The sequence below is a fragment of the Pseudomonas fluorescens group sp. PF-1 genome (assembly GCF_054481335.1).
In genome coordinates this window covers 2,113,348-2,127,610 of record NZ_JBTMNG010000002.1, presented here as the reverse complement: position 1 = coordinate 2,127,610, position 14,263 = coordinate 2,113,348, and the positions used below count along the sequence as shown (strand labels likewise).

At 61.1% G+C, this 14,263-nt stretch carries 14 protein-coding genes; 2 read left to right on the top strand and 12 right to left on the bottom strand.

The features are described from left to right. Positions 1 to 190 precede the first annotated feature (190 nt). Positions 191 to 1,396 (top strand): MFS transporter, encoded by a 1,206-nt coding sequence (locus tag ACX3YD_RS24630; RefSeq protein WP_458961260.1) that lies wholly within the window; start codon positions 191 to 193, stop codon positions 1,394 to 1,396. Positions 1,397 to 1,476: 80 nt separating this feature from the next. Beyond that, positions 1,477 to 1,800 carry a hypothetical protein gene (locus ACX3YD_RS24625; RefSeq protein ID WP_103405750.1) on the top strand — a complete coding sequence of 108 codons (324 nt, stop codon included), beginning with the start codon at positions 1,477 to 1,479 and terminating at the stop codon, positions 1,798 to 1,800. Positions 1,801 to 1,899: 99 nt separating this feature from the next. On the opposite strand, the gene ACX3YD_RS24620 is transcribed toward ACX3YD_RS24625, so the two are convergent. The 12 genes from ACX3YD_RS24620 to ACX3YD_RS24565 form a co-directional block, all read right to left on the bottom strand. Beyond that, positions 1,900 to 2,829 carry a PfkB family carbohydrate kinase gene (locus ACX3YD_RS24620; protein WP_458961259.1) on the bottom strand — a complete coding sequence of 310 codons (930 nt, stop codon included), beginning with the start codon at positions 2,827 to 2,829 and terminating at the stop codon, positions 1,900 to 1,902. Then, positions 2,822 to 4,288 carry a purine-cytosine permease family protein gene (locus ACX3YD_RS24615; protein ID WP_458961258.1) on the bottom strand — a complete coding sequence of 489 codons (1,467 nt, stop codon included), beginning with the start codon at positions 4,286 to 4,288 and terminating at the stop codon, positions 2,822 to 2,824. The genes ACX3YD_RS24620 and ACX3YD_RS24615 overlap by 8 nt, the downstream gene beginning before the upstream one ends. Before the next feature lie 220 nt (positions 4,289 to 4,508). Then, positions 4,509 to 5,507: an ADP-ribosylglycohydrolase family protein gene (locus ACX3YD_RS24610; RefSeq protein WP_103405753.1), complete on the bottom strand. Its 999-nt coding sequence runs from the start codon at positions 5,505 to 5,507 to the stop codon at positions 4,509 to 4,511. Further along, the gene (locus tag ACX3YD_RS24605) at positions 5,504 to 6,217 is read right to left on the bottom strand and encodes a GntR family transcriptional regulator (RefSeq protein WP_103405754.1); all 714 of its coding nucleotides are present in this window, start codon (positions 6,215 to 6,217) and stop codon (positions 5,504 to 5,506) included. The genes ACX3YD_RS24610 and ACX3YD_RS24605 overlap by 4 nt, the downstream gene beginning before the upstream one ends. A gap of 197 nt (positions 6,218 to 6,414) precedes the next feature. After that, the gene (araH, locus tag ACX3YD_RS24600) at positions 6,415 to 7,383 is read right to left on the bottom strand and encodes an L-arabinose ABC transporter permease AraH (protein ID WP_047538387.1); all 969 of its coding nucleotides are present in this window, start codon (positions 7,381 to 7,383) and stop codon (positions 6,415 to 6,417) included. A 12-nt stretch (positions 7,384 to 7,395) separates the two neighbouring features. Beyond that, positions 7,396 to 8,955 carry an L-arabinose ABC transporter ATP-binding protein AraG gene (araG, locus tag ACX3YD_RS24595; RefSeq protein ID WP_103406435.1) on the bottom strand — a complete coding sequence of 520 codons (1,560 nt, stop codon included), beginning with the start codon at positions 8,953 to 8,955 and terminating at the stop codon, positions 7,396 to 7,398. Between the two features lie 64 nt (positions 8,956 to 9,019). Next, on the bottom strand, positions 9,020 to 10,024 hold the full coding sequence (locus ACX3YD_RS24590; RefSeq protein ID WP_047527000.1) for a substrate-binding domain-containing protein: 1,005 nt from the start codon (positions 10,022 to 10,024) through the stop codon (positions 9,020 to 9,022). A 145-nt stretch (positions 10,025 to 10,169) separates the two neighbouring features. Further along, on the bottom strand, positions 10,170 to 10,988 hold the full coding sequence (locus ACX3YD_RS24585; RefSeq protein WP_458961257.1) for an SDR family oxidoreductase: 819 nt from the start codon (positions 10,986 to 10,988) through the stop codon (positions 10,170 to 10,172). A gap of 274 nt (positions 10,989 to 11,262) precedes the next feature. Then, positions 11,263 to 12,138: an SMP-30/gluconolactonase/LRE family protein gene (locus ACX3YD_RS24580; RefSeq protein WP_458961256.1), complete on the bottom strand. Its 876-nt coding sequence runs from the start codon at positions 12,136 to 12,138 to the stop codon at positions 11,263 to 11,265. A gap of 68 nt (positions 12,139 to 12,206) precedes the next feature. Beyond that, on the bottom strand, positions 12,207 to 12,923 hold the full coding sequence (locus ACX3YD_RS24575; protein ID WP_458961255.1) for a FadR/GntR family transcriptional regulator: 717 nt from the start codon (positions 12,921 to 12,923) through the stop codon (positions 12,207 to 12,209). Between the two features lie 123 nt (positions 12,924 to 13,046). Beyond that, the gene (locus tag ACX3YD_RS24570) at positions 13,047 to 13,607 is read right to left on the bottom strand and encodes a DUF1285 domain-containing protein (protein ID WP_103406430.1); all 561 of its coding nucleotides are present in this window, start codon (positions 13,605 to 13,607) and stop codon (positions 13,047 to 13,049) included. 16 nt (positions 13,608 to 13,623) lie between these two features. Then, positions 13,624 to 14,232 (bottom strand): DUF4823 domain-containing protein, encoded by a 609-nt coding sequence (locus ACX3YD_RS24565; protein WP_047526993.1) that lies wholly within the window; start codon positions 14,230 to 14,232, stop codon positions 13,624 to 13,626. Positions 14,233 to 14,263: the final 31 nt, after the last annotated feature.

The following is a 14,263-nucleotide window of genomic DNA, read 5'->3' as shown; positions in this document are numbered from 1 at the left end:
TTGAAAACGCCATACTAAGGCGGCGCGCGATTTGTGGCGAGGGAGCTTGCTCCCCCGCCACAGAACACCGTCGCCACAGGTTGTTACTCCGGCTACGGCTAACCCTTGCATCGCGAACCTCGCACCTAAGATAGACGCCTTGCGTGATAGATAGATGACCTGCCAATTTATCGGGTGAAGGAACCACGTCATGTCTACCGCAACACCGCCTGTCTCCAGCAAGTTGTTCGGCCTGTTTTGCCTGGCCAGCTACCTGCTGTCGCTGTCTTACGGTTCGACCTTTTTGCTGTCGCTGTTGATCGGCTCTCGCGGTGGCAATGAGCAGGATGCCGGCAGCGTGATTTCGGCAGCGATGCTCAGCACTTTCGCCGCCGTAATCGTCTCCGGTCACTTGTCCGACTGGCTCGGCGCGGCCCGTTCGGTGGCGCTGTTCGGCCTGTTGCTGGTCGCCGCCAGCCTTGGTTTTGCCCTGACGCCAGGCTTCGGCCATCTGCTGCTGATTTTCGGGTTGTTGCTGGGGTTGGGTTGGGGCGTGTTCTACACCCTCGGGCCGATCATCGTCGCCAGCCTGGTGACGCCGGCGCAGCGAGCCAAGTATTTCGCCCTCCTGTCGGGCAGCATGATGACCGGTATCGGCAGCGGTCCGTTGCTCGGTCGCGCCGCGAGCGCCCTCGGCTATCCGGTAACGGCGGCGTTTTACCTGGCGGCGCTGGCGAGTCTCGTGGGGGTACTGCTGTTCTGGCGTCTGGACCGACACCTGAAAACGGCCGCAGCGCAATCGACCGTCGTATCGCGGATTTCCTGGCACGCCGCGGCCCGGGTGCTGTCGTCCAGAGCGGTGTTCCCGATCATCATGGTCGGCCTCGGTGGCTGCGTGTTCGGCGGATTGTCGAGCTTTCAAACCAGCTACGCGGCGCAGCGCTCGCTCGACTATTCGTTGTTCTTTCTCGGCTTCATGAGCGCGGCGATCAGCGGCCGCCTGCTGGTCGCCGGATTCGTGGTCAAGCGCGATCCACTGCGTGCGTCCTGCCTGCTTTCGGGGCTGATGCTGGCCTCGATCCTGATGTTCGGGTTCATGGTCGACAACGGCTTCAACTACGTGCTCGCCGCCGTGATGCTCGGGGTCGGTTACGGCCTGACCTATTCAGTGATCAACGGCCTGGCCGCCAATGAGGCGCCGAGCGGCACCACCGCGCAATCCTTGTTGCTGTTCAGCCTGTCGTACTTCATCGGCGTATTCGGCTTTCCATTGCTGGCCGGGAACATCATCGTCGAACACGGCATGGCCACGCTGCTGCTCACCGTAATGGCGGTTGCATCGCTCAATTGGTTGATCACCGTCGGGCGCCTGCTCTGGCGTCGAATGAGCATGGCCAAGGCGTTGCAGCGCGCCTGAGCCGTCCGTCGCCCATCAGGCACCCATCGAGATCCGGGGCGGACTAATCAGGTAGGACTCTATTTATTGGAGACAACACCATGAGCCTGTCCCGGTTGACCGCCCTCGCCCTTGCTGCGCTGCTGTCCTCTAGCGCCTTCGCCGGGACCACCGGCCCCACCAACCCTGTGGAGAAACCCAAGGCCCCGGCCATCCAGAGCGCCCCTGGCATCAACACCGACGGTGCGGGAATCGACAACCGTTTGCCGCCTTCCACGGGGACCGATCCACGCACCCAGGGCAACGACCCCGGGCGCCAGCGCGGATTCGACTTGCCGGACACCGAAACACCCGATAGCACCGGCGGCGGCCTGGGCTCGAGCACCAGCGGTAACTCGGGCAAAGCCGGCGGAATCAGCCAATAGCGGCCACCCCTGAAAGCAGGATCGCTGTCCAGCTTTCGGGGTGCAGATCAGCTATCGCGAATCGCCTTCAGGAGCCGGCTTGCCAACGATGACGGCAGATCAACGGCTAGAGCCATCGCCCATCAACGCATCCACTTCAGCCGCCCCTGGCGAAGTCGCAGGCCCCCAGCGTGTCACCGCCAAAGCCGCCGCCGCATTCGCCCGCCGTGCTGCATCAAATGCCGACAATCCCTGGGCCAGCCCCGCCACGAACACCCCGGCATGGGCATCGCCCGCGCCATTGCTGTCCACCGCGTCGACCTTGAAGCCCGGCACATGCCGACGCTCAGAACCCTGGCTGATCCAGCAGCCTTGCGGCCCATCGCGCACGACCATCAACACCGTGGCCGGTAGATGCGCCGCCAGGCGCGTCAGCGCGTCGGAGATGTCCGACGCCCCCGTGAATCTCAGCGCCTCGGCCGCATTGCTGGTCCATACGTCGATGCGTGGCAACAACGCCTGCATCAGCGGCGCATCCGGCGAATCCACCAACGGCCCCGGATCGAATACCACCTTGATTGCGCTCGGCAACGCCAGCACCCAGTCCACCAGCGCCTGGGCCTTGCCGACGTGCAGCAGGCTGTAGCCACTGACGTAGACATAGTCCGCCGCCTCGACCGACACGCTTGCCAGGTCTTCGGCCGTCAGGTCGCCTTCCGCACCGATGTAGGAGACAAAACTGCGCTCGGCCGAAGCGTCGGTGATAGCGACACACAAGCCGGTATCGCGCTCGGCGCGCTGAGCGATGCCGATCTGGATGCCCTCCTTGTTCATCGCCTCGCGCGCCAGGTCACCGAAGCGCCCGGTGCCATGCCGGCCCAGGTAGACCACCGGCAATCCGTTGCGACGGGCGGCGGCCATCACATTGAAGCCGCCACCCGCTTCGAAACGGGCCGATTGCGCCAGCACGTCGCCACCTGCTTGCGGCAATTTATCCACGGCCATGACCAGATCAATGATGACTTGGCCGGTGTGCAACAACTTAGGCATGGGCATTCTCGATCAATGCGGCGCGACGATCCTTCGCCCCGCCGAGTACCCGATAAATCCCACCAGCGACCACGAAGGTCACGATCCAGCCGAGTCCGTTATGGCCCAGCCACGAATCGGACAGAAAGCCTTTGAACCAGACGTTTTCCGCGGTAGTGCCAATGGTGGTGAAACTGAAACCGAGCACAATGGCGATGGCCCAGGCACCGAAGGCTCGCCATTCGACGCCGCCGCGATACCAGTAGGCGCTGCTCGGGCTGACATCCAGCAAGTCCTTGGGGCTGTAGTAGTGACGATGGATCAGGTCGACCACGAAAATCCCGACCCACGCGGTGATCGGCACTGCCAACAGGGAGATGAAGGTGATGAACGGACCATAGAAACTGTCGGCGATCAGCATGAAGTAGATCGAACCGGCGAAGATCGCGACGATGTCGACCACCACGGCATAGACGCGCTTGACCTTCAAACCGAGGGTCAGCGTGGTCAGGCCGGCGGAATACACCGAGAGGTTATTCGACAGCAGCAGCCCGCCGAATGCGGTGACCAGGTACGGCACGGCCATCCAGGTCGGCAGCATGTCGCGGATCGCGATGATCGGATCGGTAGCCTGGGCCAGGTCGTTATTGCCCACCGACAGCAGGCCGCCGAGGGTAATCAACAGCACCAGCGGAATGCCCGCGCCGAAGGCCGCCGACGCCACCAGGCGCACAGCCTTGACGCTGCGGTGCTGGTAGCGCGACATGTCGGCCCCTGCATTGGCCCAACCGATCCCGGTGCCCGCCGCCATGGTGCCGACGCCGATGATCATGGCGCTCAGTGGCGCAGGCGTGGCGTTGAATACCGCGCTCCAGTCGATGGTGGCGCAGAGGAAACCGCCGACCAGAATGTTCAGCGCGCCGAACACGTAGGTCGCCCACTTCTGGATTACCAGCAGCGTGGCGTGGCCGAGGCCGGACACTGACAGGGTCAGCAACACGAAAATCGCGATGAACAGCAGCGTCAACAGCGGTGCGCTTTTCGCTTCCACCGGCGAGCCGAACAGAATCGAACACAATGACAACAGGACGAACGCGGCGGTGGTGGTGTTGACCGTTTCCCAACCCAGGCGCGACATCAGTGAGACCAGGGTCGGGCCGATGTTGCCGCGTACACCGAAGATGGCGCGTGACAGGGTCAGGCTCGGTGCCCGGCCTCGACGACCGGCGATGGAAATGATCCCGACCACCGCGAAGGAGCCGGCGGCTCCGAGGATCGCAACGATGATCGCCTGCCAGATCGCCAGGCCGCGAAACGCTACGAGGGTCGCGCCCAAAGGCAGGCCGAGGATGGAAATGTTGGCGGCGAACCAGACCCAGAACAGCTGCAAGGGATGACCGTTGCACTCGGCTTCCGGCACCGGTTCGATACCACGGGTTTCCAGTTGTCCGGCATTTTGCCCGGCGGTTGATGAACTCATGAAAAATGCTCCTGTTGCCTTTGTTGTGGTTGTGGGCAATACGGAAGTCGACACAACGTCTCGGCGTTCCTGGCCGTGCTCGTGCGATCCATTGCGGGTGATTAAATCCAATGTGCGGCGCGACTATCGCGAGCAGGTTCGCTCCCACAGGGTCACTGCGATCCTGAAGTTACACGCTGTACCTGTGGGAGCGGGCTTGCCCGCGATGGCGTCAGCGCAATCAACGCAAAGCCAATAGCCCCTGCACCAGTGGCTTCAGCTCCAGATCATTGACAGCCTTGACCGTGTCGATCAACGCGACAGGCCACGTCTCAAGGCCCAGGTTAGCCCCGAGCATCGCGCCGAGAATCGCTGCGATGGTGTCGGTGTCGCCCCCCAGGCTGGCGGCCATGCACAGCGCTTCGAAGGCATTCATCTCGCCGATGGCCACTTGCTGCGCCAGGGCAAACGCTACCACCACCGATTCCTGTGATGCCACCGAAGTGCCAATCACGTCGTACAGCAGGTCGGCCAACAACGCCTTGTCGCTGTCGATGCTGATGCTGCGCGCCCAACTGATGCGCGAGGCAATGCGTCCGCCGGCAACCCAATGGCCATGGCTTTCCGCTTGCTGGGCGACTTGCTGGCCAAGGTTCAGCGCTTCCCCCAAATCCATGCCGTTGATCCCGGCCGAAACCACCGCCGCCACCGCCGCCGCGCTCGAAATACCCAGCGTGGTGTTGTGGGTCACCTGGCAGGCCTGTACCACGGCATCGATAAAACGCGCGGGATCTGCGACGTCGGCCGCGATACCGACCGGGGTGATGCGCATCGCCGCACCGTTGGTGGTGCCGTAACGCCCCGCCTCTTCCGGCGAATGACCGGCCAGGATCATTTCAATTGCACGTTTGGTCGATGGCCCGAGCAAATCCTGGGAGCCCCTGGCCTGCATTTGGGCTTCCCATTCGATCAAGCGCCGGGCGAGCAACGCCGGTTCGATCCAGCCCTTGCCGTCGATCAGCAACTGGCCGACCAGGATCGCCTGTTCGGTGTCGTCAGTGATCGAGCCCCTGGGCATGTTGGGGGCAATCGGTTGCAAGGGGCCGGCGTCTTGCAGGTCGGTGATTTCGCCGAAGCGCGCCTTGATTTCGGGGCGGCTCAGGGATTGGGTCGGCATGCCCAGCGCATCACCCAGGGCCAAGCCATAGAATGCGCCAAGTGCACGGTTGAGCGCCGTCATTGCGCCGTTCCAAACTGCAGGTGAAGACGAAAGTGCACAGGGTCGAGCAAGCTTTCCACCTGTTCCATGAAACGGTTTTGCCGGTCGTACGTGGTGCGCAAGGCTTTCAGGAATACCGTACCGACCGGGCGGCCCAGCAGTTCGGCGTCTTCGGCGTTCAGCGGTTCGGCACCGATCCATTGATCGCCGCGTTCACCGATATAGCCATAGGCCGCCAGGGTGATGGTCAGGGAATTATCGATCAGACCGACACGCGGCAGGCTTTCCAGACCTCCGGTGGCGGGCATCAAGGAGCGTTCGAGGGAGACCAGCGTGCCGTCGTTGGAACGGCGGCGTCGGTCGAGCGTAATGAACTGGTCGATGCCGAAGCGCGACAGCAGGTCAGGACGGGTCACCGCCTCCAACCGCAGCACTTCGGTGTTGACCAGCGCGCCGCTGTCGGCCAGGGCCTGGGCCCAGCCGTTGCGCTGGTCGAGCACCACACCGTCGAAGGTGACGATGGAGCCGACCCCGCTTTGCGTCGCAATGTAGTTGCGCCGTTTCAACTCGGCCAGGGCTTCACGCAAAGTACCTCGGCTGACTTTGAATTCTTGAGCCAACTGATGCTCGCCCGGCAGATGAAAGCCGTCCTCCATGAGGCCGCTTTCAATGCGCCGGATGAGTTCGTCGACCACCCGTTGTTTCTTGTCGAATCGTACCTGTCTAATCATGTACAAATTGATACCCGAAACGGGTTGGGGCGGGCAAGGGATATTTAAGGGAGGTGACAGAAGGATGCGATTGTTCGCGAGAGCGGGAGTGAGTCAGTCATGCAGCCATCGCGGGCAAGCCACGCTCCCACAGATTACGCAAAAACCTGTGGGAGCCTGGCTTGCCCGCGATGGCGCTCGTGGGAGCAGCGAAAATCTCAGCGCTGTTTCAAACGGTCAATCACCACCGCCAACAGCAGGATCGAACCCCGAATCACATACTGGTAAAACGTATCGATGTTCTTCAGGTTCATCGCATTCTCGATGATTGCCAGAATCAACACCCCGGCAATCACGTGCCGGATCATGCCGATCCCGCCACTCAACGAAACCCCGCCCAGCACGCATGCCGAGATCACCGTCAGCTCGAAGCCCTGGCCGATCATCGGCTGACCCGAGGTCATGCGCGAAGCCAGAATCACACCGGCCAACGCGCCGATCAGGCCATGCACGGCGAAGATAATGATCTTGGTCCGGTCAACGTTGACCCCGGCCAGCAGCGCCGCTTCCTGGTTACCGCCGATGGCCATGGTGTTGCGGCCATAGGTGGTGTAGTTGAGCAACCAACCGAAGAACAGGAAGCAGACGATGGTAATCAGGATCGGCACCGGTACACCGAACAGTTGGCCATTGCCGAACACGAAGAAGGACTCCTGGGACACGCCCACCGCTTTGCCGTTGGCGAAGATGTAGGCCAGGCCGCGCACGATCTGCATGGTGGCCAGCGTCGTGATCAACGCATTGACCCGCAGCTTGGCGATCACGATCCCGTTGATCAGCCCGACGATCAGCCCCATGACCAATGCCGCACAGACACCGAGAAACACGCTGTTGGTGTCGCGCATCACTACGGCCGCGACTACCCCGGCACAGGCGATCACCGAGCCCACCGACAAGTCGAAATGCCCGGATGCCAGGCAGTACAACATGGTGCAGGCGGCAATCCCGGTGGTCGAAATCGCCAGGCCCAGGCCACGCATGTTCAGCGGCGAAAGGAAATTGTCGATCAGCAAGGTGCAGAGCACGAAGATCCCCACCGCCGCCAGCAGCATCACCCAGTCATCAAGAAAGCGTCGCAGGTCCAGAGGCTTGCGCACGGTCGGCAGGGTTTCGTTTTGGGTTGTCATCATAGTCACCTCTCAGTTCGCCACGCCGTCAGCGCGTTGGCGCGGCAAAGCCAGTTGCAGCAAGTTGGATTCGTTGGCCTGTTCGCGGCTCAGTTCGCCGCGCATGGCGCCTTCGCACAGCACCAGGATGCGGTCGGAAATGCCCATCACTTCCATCAGGTCGCTGGACACCACGATCACCGAAATACCGTCGGCGGCCAGGTTATGGATGATCTGGTAGATCTCGGCCTTGGCGCCGATGTCGATACCGCGAGTGGGCTCGTCGAGCAGCAACACTTTCATTGGCATCGACAACCAGCGACCGAGAATGGCCTTCTGCTGGTTGCCGCCGGATAGAAACTTGATCTGTTGTCCGGCATGCGGCGTTTTTACTTTCAGTGCCTTGATCTGCTTGTCGGCGTTGCCCTTTTCCCACAGCCCACGCAACAGGCAGCCAAACGTGGAATGGGCGCCGCGCGCACTGATGTTGATGTTTTCGGCGACGCTGGAGAGCGGCATGATGCCCTCCTTCTTGCGATCCTCCGGGCACAGCAGAATCCCGGCGGCGATGGCGTCGCGGGGTGAACGCAACTTCAATTCGTGGCCGCGCAGTTCAAGGCGTCCGGCGGTGTTTCGCGCAAGCCCGCTGAGCATGCGGAACAGCTCGGTACGGCCGGCGCCCACCAGACCGAATAGCCCGAGAATCTCACCTTTGTGTGCCTCGAAACTCACCGGTTCGCGCAAGCCTGGCCCGAGCAGGCCGTCGACTTTAAGTGCCACCGCGCCACGCTGGCGGGGACGGTAATCGTAGATGTCCTGGATGTCGCGACCGACCATGCACGTGACCAATTGATCGTGGGTCAGCTCGCTCATGTCCTCGAAGGTGCGTACGTAGCGACCATCCTTGAACACCGTCACCGCGTTGCAGATACGGAACACTTCTTCCATGCGATGGGAGACGTACAGCACCACTTTGCCCTCGTCGCGCAGGCGAGCGATGATCGCCATCAAGCGGTCGATCTCCCGCGCCGACAGGCTGCTGGTCGGCTCATCGAAGGCAATCACATGGGCGCCACGGGACAAAGCCTTGGCGATTTCCACCAGTTGCCGTTGCCCGAGGGACAGGCGTCCGACTTTTTCCTGGGGGTCGATTTCATCGGCCAGTCCCTTGAGGCAGGCCAGCGCTTGCTGGCGCAAGGTACGGCGATTGATCAAGCCGAAACTGGCTGGCAAATGCCCAAGGAACAGGTTTTCCGCCACGGTCATTTCCGGCACCAGGTGCAGTTCCTGGTGGATCACCGCCACCCCGCTGCCGATGCTGTCGGCGGTGGACTTGAAGACCATTGCCTGATTGCCGATCTGCAAGTCGCCGCTGCTCGGGGTATAGGCGCCACCGAGGATTTTCAGCAGGGTCGACTTGCCGGCGCCGTTCTCGCCCATCAGGGCATGAACCTGCCCCGGATGGGCGACGAAGCTGATGCCATCCAGCGCCTTCACGCCGGGAAAGGTTTTGCCAATCCCGTTGAAGCGCAAGCTGCCACTGCCACTCAAGGAACGGCCGGTGCGTTGTTGTATTTGTGTTTGCGCGTGCATAACCACCTCATGACACAGATCAGGCAACCCCGTTGCCGGGGCTGCCGATGAAATCAACCCGCCCTCAGTTCCACAGACCGATCTTTTCCAGCTCCTGCTTGAAGTTGTCGCGGGTGATCAGCGTCACGTCATCCATGGCCGTGTATTTCGCCGGCTCTTTGCCGGTGGTGACCCACTCGTACATCATGCTGGCGGTGTTGTAGCCCTCGATGTGCGGGCTTGGCAGCATCGAGCCATAGAAGCCACTGTCGGGTTTCTTCAATTCACCGATGGCATCGGTGCCGTTGATGCCGATGCCGATCACATTCTTCGCCGCGAAGCCGGCAGCTTCCGTGGCGCGCACGCCGCCGAGCACGGTGTTGTCGTTCATGCCGCCAATGATCAGGTTCTTCGCCGCGCCCGGCAGCTTCACCAGCGCCGAGTTGGTGGCGTCCATGCTGCCCGGCACGTCGAGGGTTTTCAGCGCCGAGAACAGGATGTGATCCTTCGGCATGCCGGCGTCTTCCAGCGCCTTGACCGAACCGTCGGTGCGTTTCTTGCCGGTGTCGAGTTCGTTGTAGGTGTTGATCACCGCGTAGGTGTCTTTCCAGTCCCAACCGCGCTTTTTCGCTTCGGTGGCCATGGCGCCGCCCTGCTTCTGGCCGACTTCGAACGCTGCCATGCCAAGGTACGGAACCTCTTCCATGAATTTGCCACTGGCATCGACGAAGCGGTCATCGACGGCGATCACTTTCAAGCCGTTGAGCTTGGCCTTGGCCATGATCGCAGGGCCGAGGGACACATCGGGCGGGCAGATCACAAAGCCCTTGGCGCCGTTGGCGGCCAGGCTGTCGATGGCCGACAGGGTCTTCTCGCCATCAGGCACGGCAATCTTGATCAGGGTGAAGCCCTTCTCCTTACCGGCCTTTTCGGCGAAGGCCCATTCGGTCTGGAACCACGGCTCTTCCGCTTGTTTGACCAGAAACCCGATTTTCACTTCCTCGGCCGCCAGCAGCGTACTGCTCAGGCTGACCGCAGTGACCGCCAGAGCGGCACAGCACAGGGAACGGATTGCACGACGACGATTCATAGGTTTTGACTCCTTGTTATTTTTGTTGAGCATTCTTCGAAAGCGTTCTTTTCAACCAATGGCGCGGTGAAACCTTATCGCTAAATAGTCATATCGTATGATGATTGAATTTCAGGCGCAGTACTGCGCCTGAAGTCCTCAGGATTCAGTCGTGGTACATGACCGAGCGCCCACCATCGATGGTGATGCACGACGCGTTGATGAACGGCGCTTCATCGCTGGCCAGGAACACCGCTGTCATGGCGACTTCTATCGGCTGACCGATTCGTTTTGGCGGGTGCAGATCAAAGGCGCGCTGACGCTCGGCGTGGGGATCGGCAAAGCCGTTCCAGTAGTCGACGTTCAATTGGGTTTCGATGTAGCCCGGTGCAATGGCATTGACGCGAATACCCTTGGGCGCATATTCGATGCCCAGGGCACGGGTCAGGCCGAGCAAGCCGTGCTTGGCCACCGGGTACGGGAAGCAGCCGGGAATGATGTGGCTGGAATGGGTCGAGGCAATGTTGATAATGCTGCCGATGCCCTGCTCGATCATCTGCGGCAAAACGGCCTTGCAGCCGAACCAGGCGCCGTCGAGGTCGATGGCAAAGCAGCGACGCCAGTCTTCTTCGCTCATTTGCAGTGGGTCGCGGAACACATTGACCCCGGCACAGTTGACCAGCACGTCGATCCGGCCGTGACGTTCCACCGCCAGCCTGGCCATGGCGTGCAGATCCTGCTGGTGCGAGACATCGGCCTTGATCGCCACCACATCGGCACCTTTTTCCCGCCAGTGCGCCGCAACCTTTTCGACTTTATCCCCCTGAATATCGCTGATGATCAGCCTGGCTTGCTGAGATGCGAAGCTGGCGACGATCGCTTCGCCAATACCCTGAGCCGCGCCGGTGAGCAACACGACTTTGTTTTTCAAGCGCTCGCCCTTCGGCGGCTCGGGAACCGGTGGCAAGGAAAGAGGTTCAGCCATGGATCAAGACTCCTGTTCGAAAGCACGACGAAAACCGGGCATCCGTGGATGTCCGGTCAAAAGGCGTTGAGGCAAGAACAGGCACGCAAATAAACGTTTCAGCTTTGAAACGCTCTGAAGCACTGACTCCGCACGGGAAGACGGTGGAATATCGCTGCATCACTTCACCTGTTTTGTTTTTCTTAAGTGTGAGTGCATGTAACTGGTGAGGCCGACTATAAACCTGGCCCAGGGCAAATCTCAATATATATATTTACATCCCATATTTTGGTATTTATCCCGCAAAACGAGTGCAATGCTCTCCGGGGACGTCCACACGAATCGACAACACGGCCCCGTCCAGCGAATGCCCGAGCGGGCTCGCGGCACTGGTGATGTAAAGGGTTTTAAGATCGGTATCGCCGAACACGCAACTGGTGGGGCGGCTGACTGGCAGTTCAATCACCCGATCGACTTTCCCGTCCGGGCTGAGCCTGAGCAGGCAGCTGCCGTCCCACCGGGCGTTCCAGATAAAACCTTGCGCATCCATCGCCGATCCGTCCGGACCGCCTCGCCCATGGGCTGCAAACCACGTCTGCGCCGGTTCGAGGTTGCCGTCGGTGCGGATGAAATGTTGATACAGCGTGCCATCGAGGCTGTCGCCGAAATACAGGGTGGTGACGTCATCGCTCCACAACAACGTGTTGGGAATGCCCAAACCGCGAAGCAGGGGCGTCACCCGGGCGTCGCGGTCAATGCGAAACAGCCCGCCGGTACGCCGTACGATGGGCAGGTCTTCGCCTTGTTCGCCGATATTGTTTTGCATGGTGCCGAGCCAAAGCCGACCGAGGGCATCGCAACGCGCTTCGTTGGCGCGGTTGCCCGGTTGCGGGTCGGCGACGCAGAGCAACGTCAGCCGCGGCTCCAGGCCGGGCGAATCCAGATCGAGTCGATAGACGCCACTGTTCAAGGTCACCAGCGCATCGCCGCTCTCACACGGAATGAACGCCGACACGTGCTCCGGCATATGCCAGATCTGCACGTTGTCGCCGATCAGCCGCAGCGCTTGCTTGCCGGCGATGTCCACCCAGTACAGTGCCTGGGTCGGCGCATCCCAGAATGGGCCCTCACCGAGTTGCGCCCGGTGTCCGGTCACCGCAGTCCACGTCATGAAACCTCCTGCTTTCTTATTCTTTTCAGGTCGGAGCCGGTTTACCGGCGCCTACAGGTTTTTCGTTTTCAGCTGGCTTTTTTGTCGGCCATGACCTGCGGGTAGTAGCGCTTGATCGCCAGGCCAGCGTTGTCGATCAGGGTCATGCAGGCCCAGACACCCCGCGCGGCATCGCGGGCGGCGATGGCTTGGGCCATGTCTTTATGAATGGGCAAGGTGCGACGCAGTTCATCAGGGTCGGCGGCAGACACTTCGAAACACACCGCCAGCAAGGCACCGAGGGCCGGCACCATTTGCTCGATGAATTGATTGTGGCTCGCGGCGAGGATGCACTCATGGAAGAGCTGGTCGGCGCGGTTGTAGTCGATGCCACTGTCCACGGCGCGTTCGAGCGCGTTGCAAGCCAGTAAAATCGCCTCGACCTGCTCGCCCGTCGCCCGCTCGCAGGCCCAGCGCACGGCCATGGGTTCGATGGTGCGGCGCAGGTCGAGCAAGTCATCGACGAAGTTTTCCGGCAAGCCGCTGCGCGACAGCCAGCCTACGACTTGCGGATCGAACAGGTTCCAGCGCCGTACTGGCAACACACGGGTGCCCACCTTCGGCCCGACTTCGAGCAGGCCTTTGGCGACCAGGGTTTTGATGGCTTCGCGGATGACGGTACGACTGACGCCGAGCTGCTCGCCGAGGTCAGCTTCGACCTTGATGGTTTCGCCGGGCTTCACTTGGCCGGTAGCGATCCAGCAACCCAGCCAATCGACGGTCGACGCATGAAAACTGCTGGACATGGATATCCCCAAAGCCATTCGCTAAGGTGGCCACGCTAATCATCATATGATTGACTGTCAAATTGATTTTTTGAACACACGCAAACCCTTTTGGGAGCGAGCTTGCTCCCATAGGGTTATGTGTCAGGGCTCAAGACCGATTCGAAAAAACTCCCCCCCACTCCACACGCCCAACCACCGCTGCCCCTCGATCTCGCGACTGACTGCCAGCTCAACCAGTTGGTAAAACACATTGCGATGGATCAGCGCTTCAAGGTTCGTGCGCACATGCACGTAAGGCGCCGGTTCCTGGGTGAGTGGATCGACCACCACACGAATCGGGTGTTCAGCACCGGCGTCGGTGGTTTCGTCGACGTTGGTGGTGAAGCGCAGGACCTGCGCCTCGCCCTCGCCTTCCACGTCCACGGCAATGGCCACGAAGGGCGCGTCATCAACCTTGATGCCGACCTTCTCGACCGGCGTGATGAGGAAATAATCATCGCCATCGCGGCGAATGATGGTGGAGAAGAGTTTGACCATCGGCTTGCGCCCGATCGGCGTCCCCAGGTAATACCAGGTGCCGTCGCGGGCGATGCGCATGTCGATGTCGCCGCAGAAGTCGGGATTCCACAGGTGGACCGGCGGCAAGCCTTTGGTTTTGGGGATTTGCCCCAACAGGTCGTTGGCTTTTTGCGGGCCACTCATGGCGATCTCCTTTGATTTACTGGTCGCTGAGCCCCAGCAGACTACGAGCGTATTGCTCCAGCGGCGGGCCCATCAGGTCTTCCGGCTTTTTGTCGTGGAACGTCAGTAAACCGCCACGACTCTTGATACGTGCAGTATCAATCAAATACTGGGTGCTGGTCTCGATCAACATGATCTGAATCACGCCGCTGTCGATTCCGAGGCGATCCAGCGCCTCTTGATCCAGCCATTCATCCGAGTTGCCAATGCGGTCATCCGACTTGGCGAAACGGGTGTAGAGCAGGTAATGGGCGCCAACGGCACGGGCTTCGCTCATGGCCTGATCCAGACCTTCCGGCGTGCGAGCGCGGCGAACCATCGGGAAGTATTCGACAAAGCCATCAAAGGCGACTTCGGCGATCACGTTAGGTCGTGGGTAGACGGCACTGCCCGGCGGTACGAATGCGCCCTGGGCAATATAGACGAATGAGTCCGGCTGAATGCGCAGGTTATTCACGCGGCGGCTGTCGCTGTGGTCCAGCAGACCGGCGTCGCTCATGTGGTAACGAGTCCCTTCGGCCATATCGCTGACATTCATGCAGCCGCCAAGCGCCAAAACGGCCAGCAGCAAAACCAGGCTACGCATCCTATCCTCCAGAGGCCGGTGTCGGAAAACC

Excerpts from the sequence above, each read along its gene's own strand:
- ACX3YD_RS24630 (WP_458961260.1), top strand. The coding sequence starts at position 191 with ATGTCTACCGCAACACCGCCTGTCTCCAGCAAGTTGTTCGGCCTGTTT.
- ACX3YD_RS24625 (WP_103405750.1), top strand. The coding sequence starts at position 1,477 with ATGAGCCTGTCCCGGTTGACCGCCCTCGCCCTTGCTGCGCTGCTGTCC.
- ACX3YD_RS24620 (WP_458961259.1), bottom strand. The coding sequence starts at position 2,829 with ATGCCTAAGTTGTTGCACACCGGCCAAGTCATCATTGATCTGGTCATG.
- ACX3YD_RS24615 (WP_458961258.1), bottom strand. The coding sequence starts at position 4,288 with ATGAGTTCATCAACCGCCGGGCAAAATGCCGGACAACTGGAAACCCGT.
- ACX3YD_RS24610 (WP_103405753.1), bottom strand. The coding sequence starts at position 5,507 with ATGACGGCGCTCAACCGTGCACTTGGCGCATTCTATGGCTTGGCCCTG.
- ACX3YD_RS24605 (WP_103405754.1), bottom strand. The coding sequence starts at position 6,217 with ATGATTAGACAGGTACGATTCGACAAGAAACAACGGGTGGTCGACGAA.
- araH (WP_047538387.1), bottom strand. The coding sequence starts at position 7,383 with ATGACAACCCAAAACGAAACCCTGCCGACCGTGCGCAAGCCTCTGGAC.
- araG (WP_103406435.1), bottom strand. The coding sequence starts at position 8,955 with ATGCACGCGCAAACACAAATACAACAACGCACCGGCCGTTCCTTGAGT.
- ACX3YD_RS24590 (WP_047527000.1), bottom strand. The coding sequence starts at position 10,024 with ATGAATCGTCGTCGTGCAATCCGTTCCCTGTGCTGTGCCGCTCTGGCG.
- ACX3YD_RS24585 (WP_458961257.1), bottom strand. The coding sequence starts at position 10,988 with ATGGCTGAACCTCTTTCCTTGCCACCGGTTCCCGAGCCGCCGAAGGGC.
- ACX3YD_RS24580 (WP_458961256.1), bottom strand. The coding sequence starts at position 12,138 with ATGACGTGGACTGCGGTGACCGGACACCGGGCGCAACTCGGTGAGGGC.
- ACX3YD_RS24575 (WP_458961255.1), bottom strand. The coding sequence starts at position 12,923 with ATGTCCAGCAGTTTTCATGCGTCGACCGTCGATTGGCTGGGTTGCTGG.
- ACX3YD_RS24570 (WP_103406430.1), bottom strand. The coding sequence starts at position 13,607 with ATGAGTGGCCCGCAAAAAGCCAACGACCTGTTGGGGCAAATCCCCAAA.
- ACX3YD_RS24565 (WP_047526993.1), bottom strand. The coding sequence starts at position 14,232 with ATGCGTAGCCTGGTTTTGCTGCTGGCCGTTTTGGCGCTTGGCGGCTGC.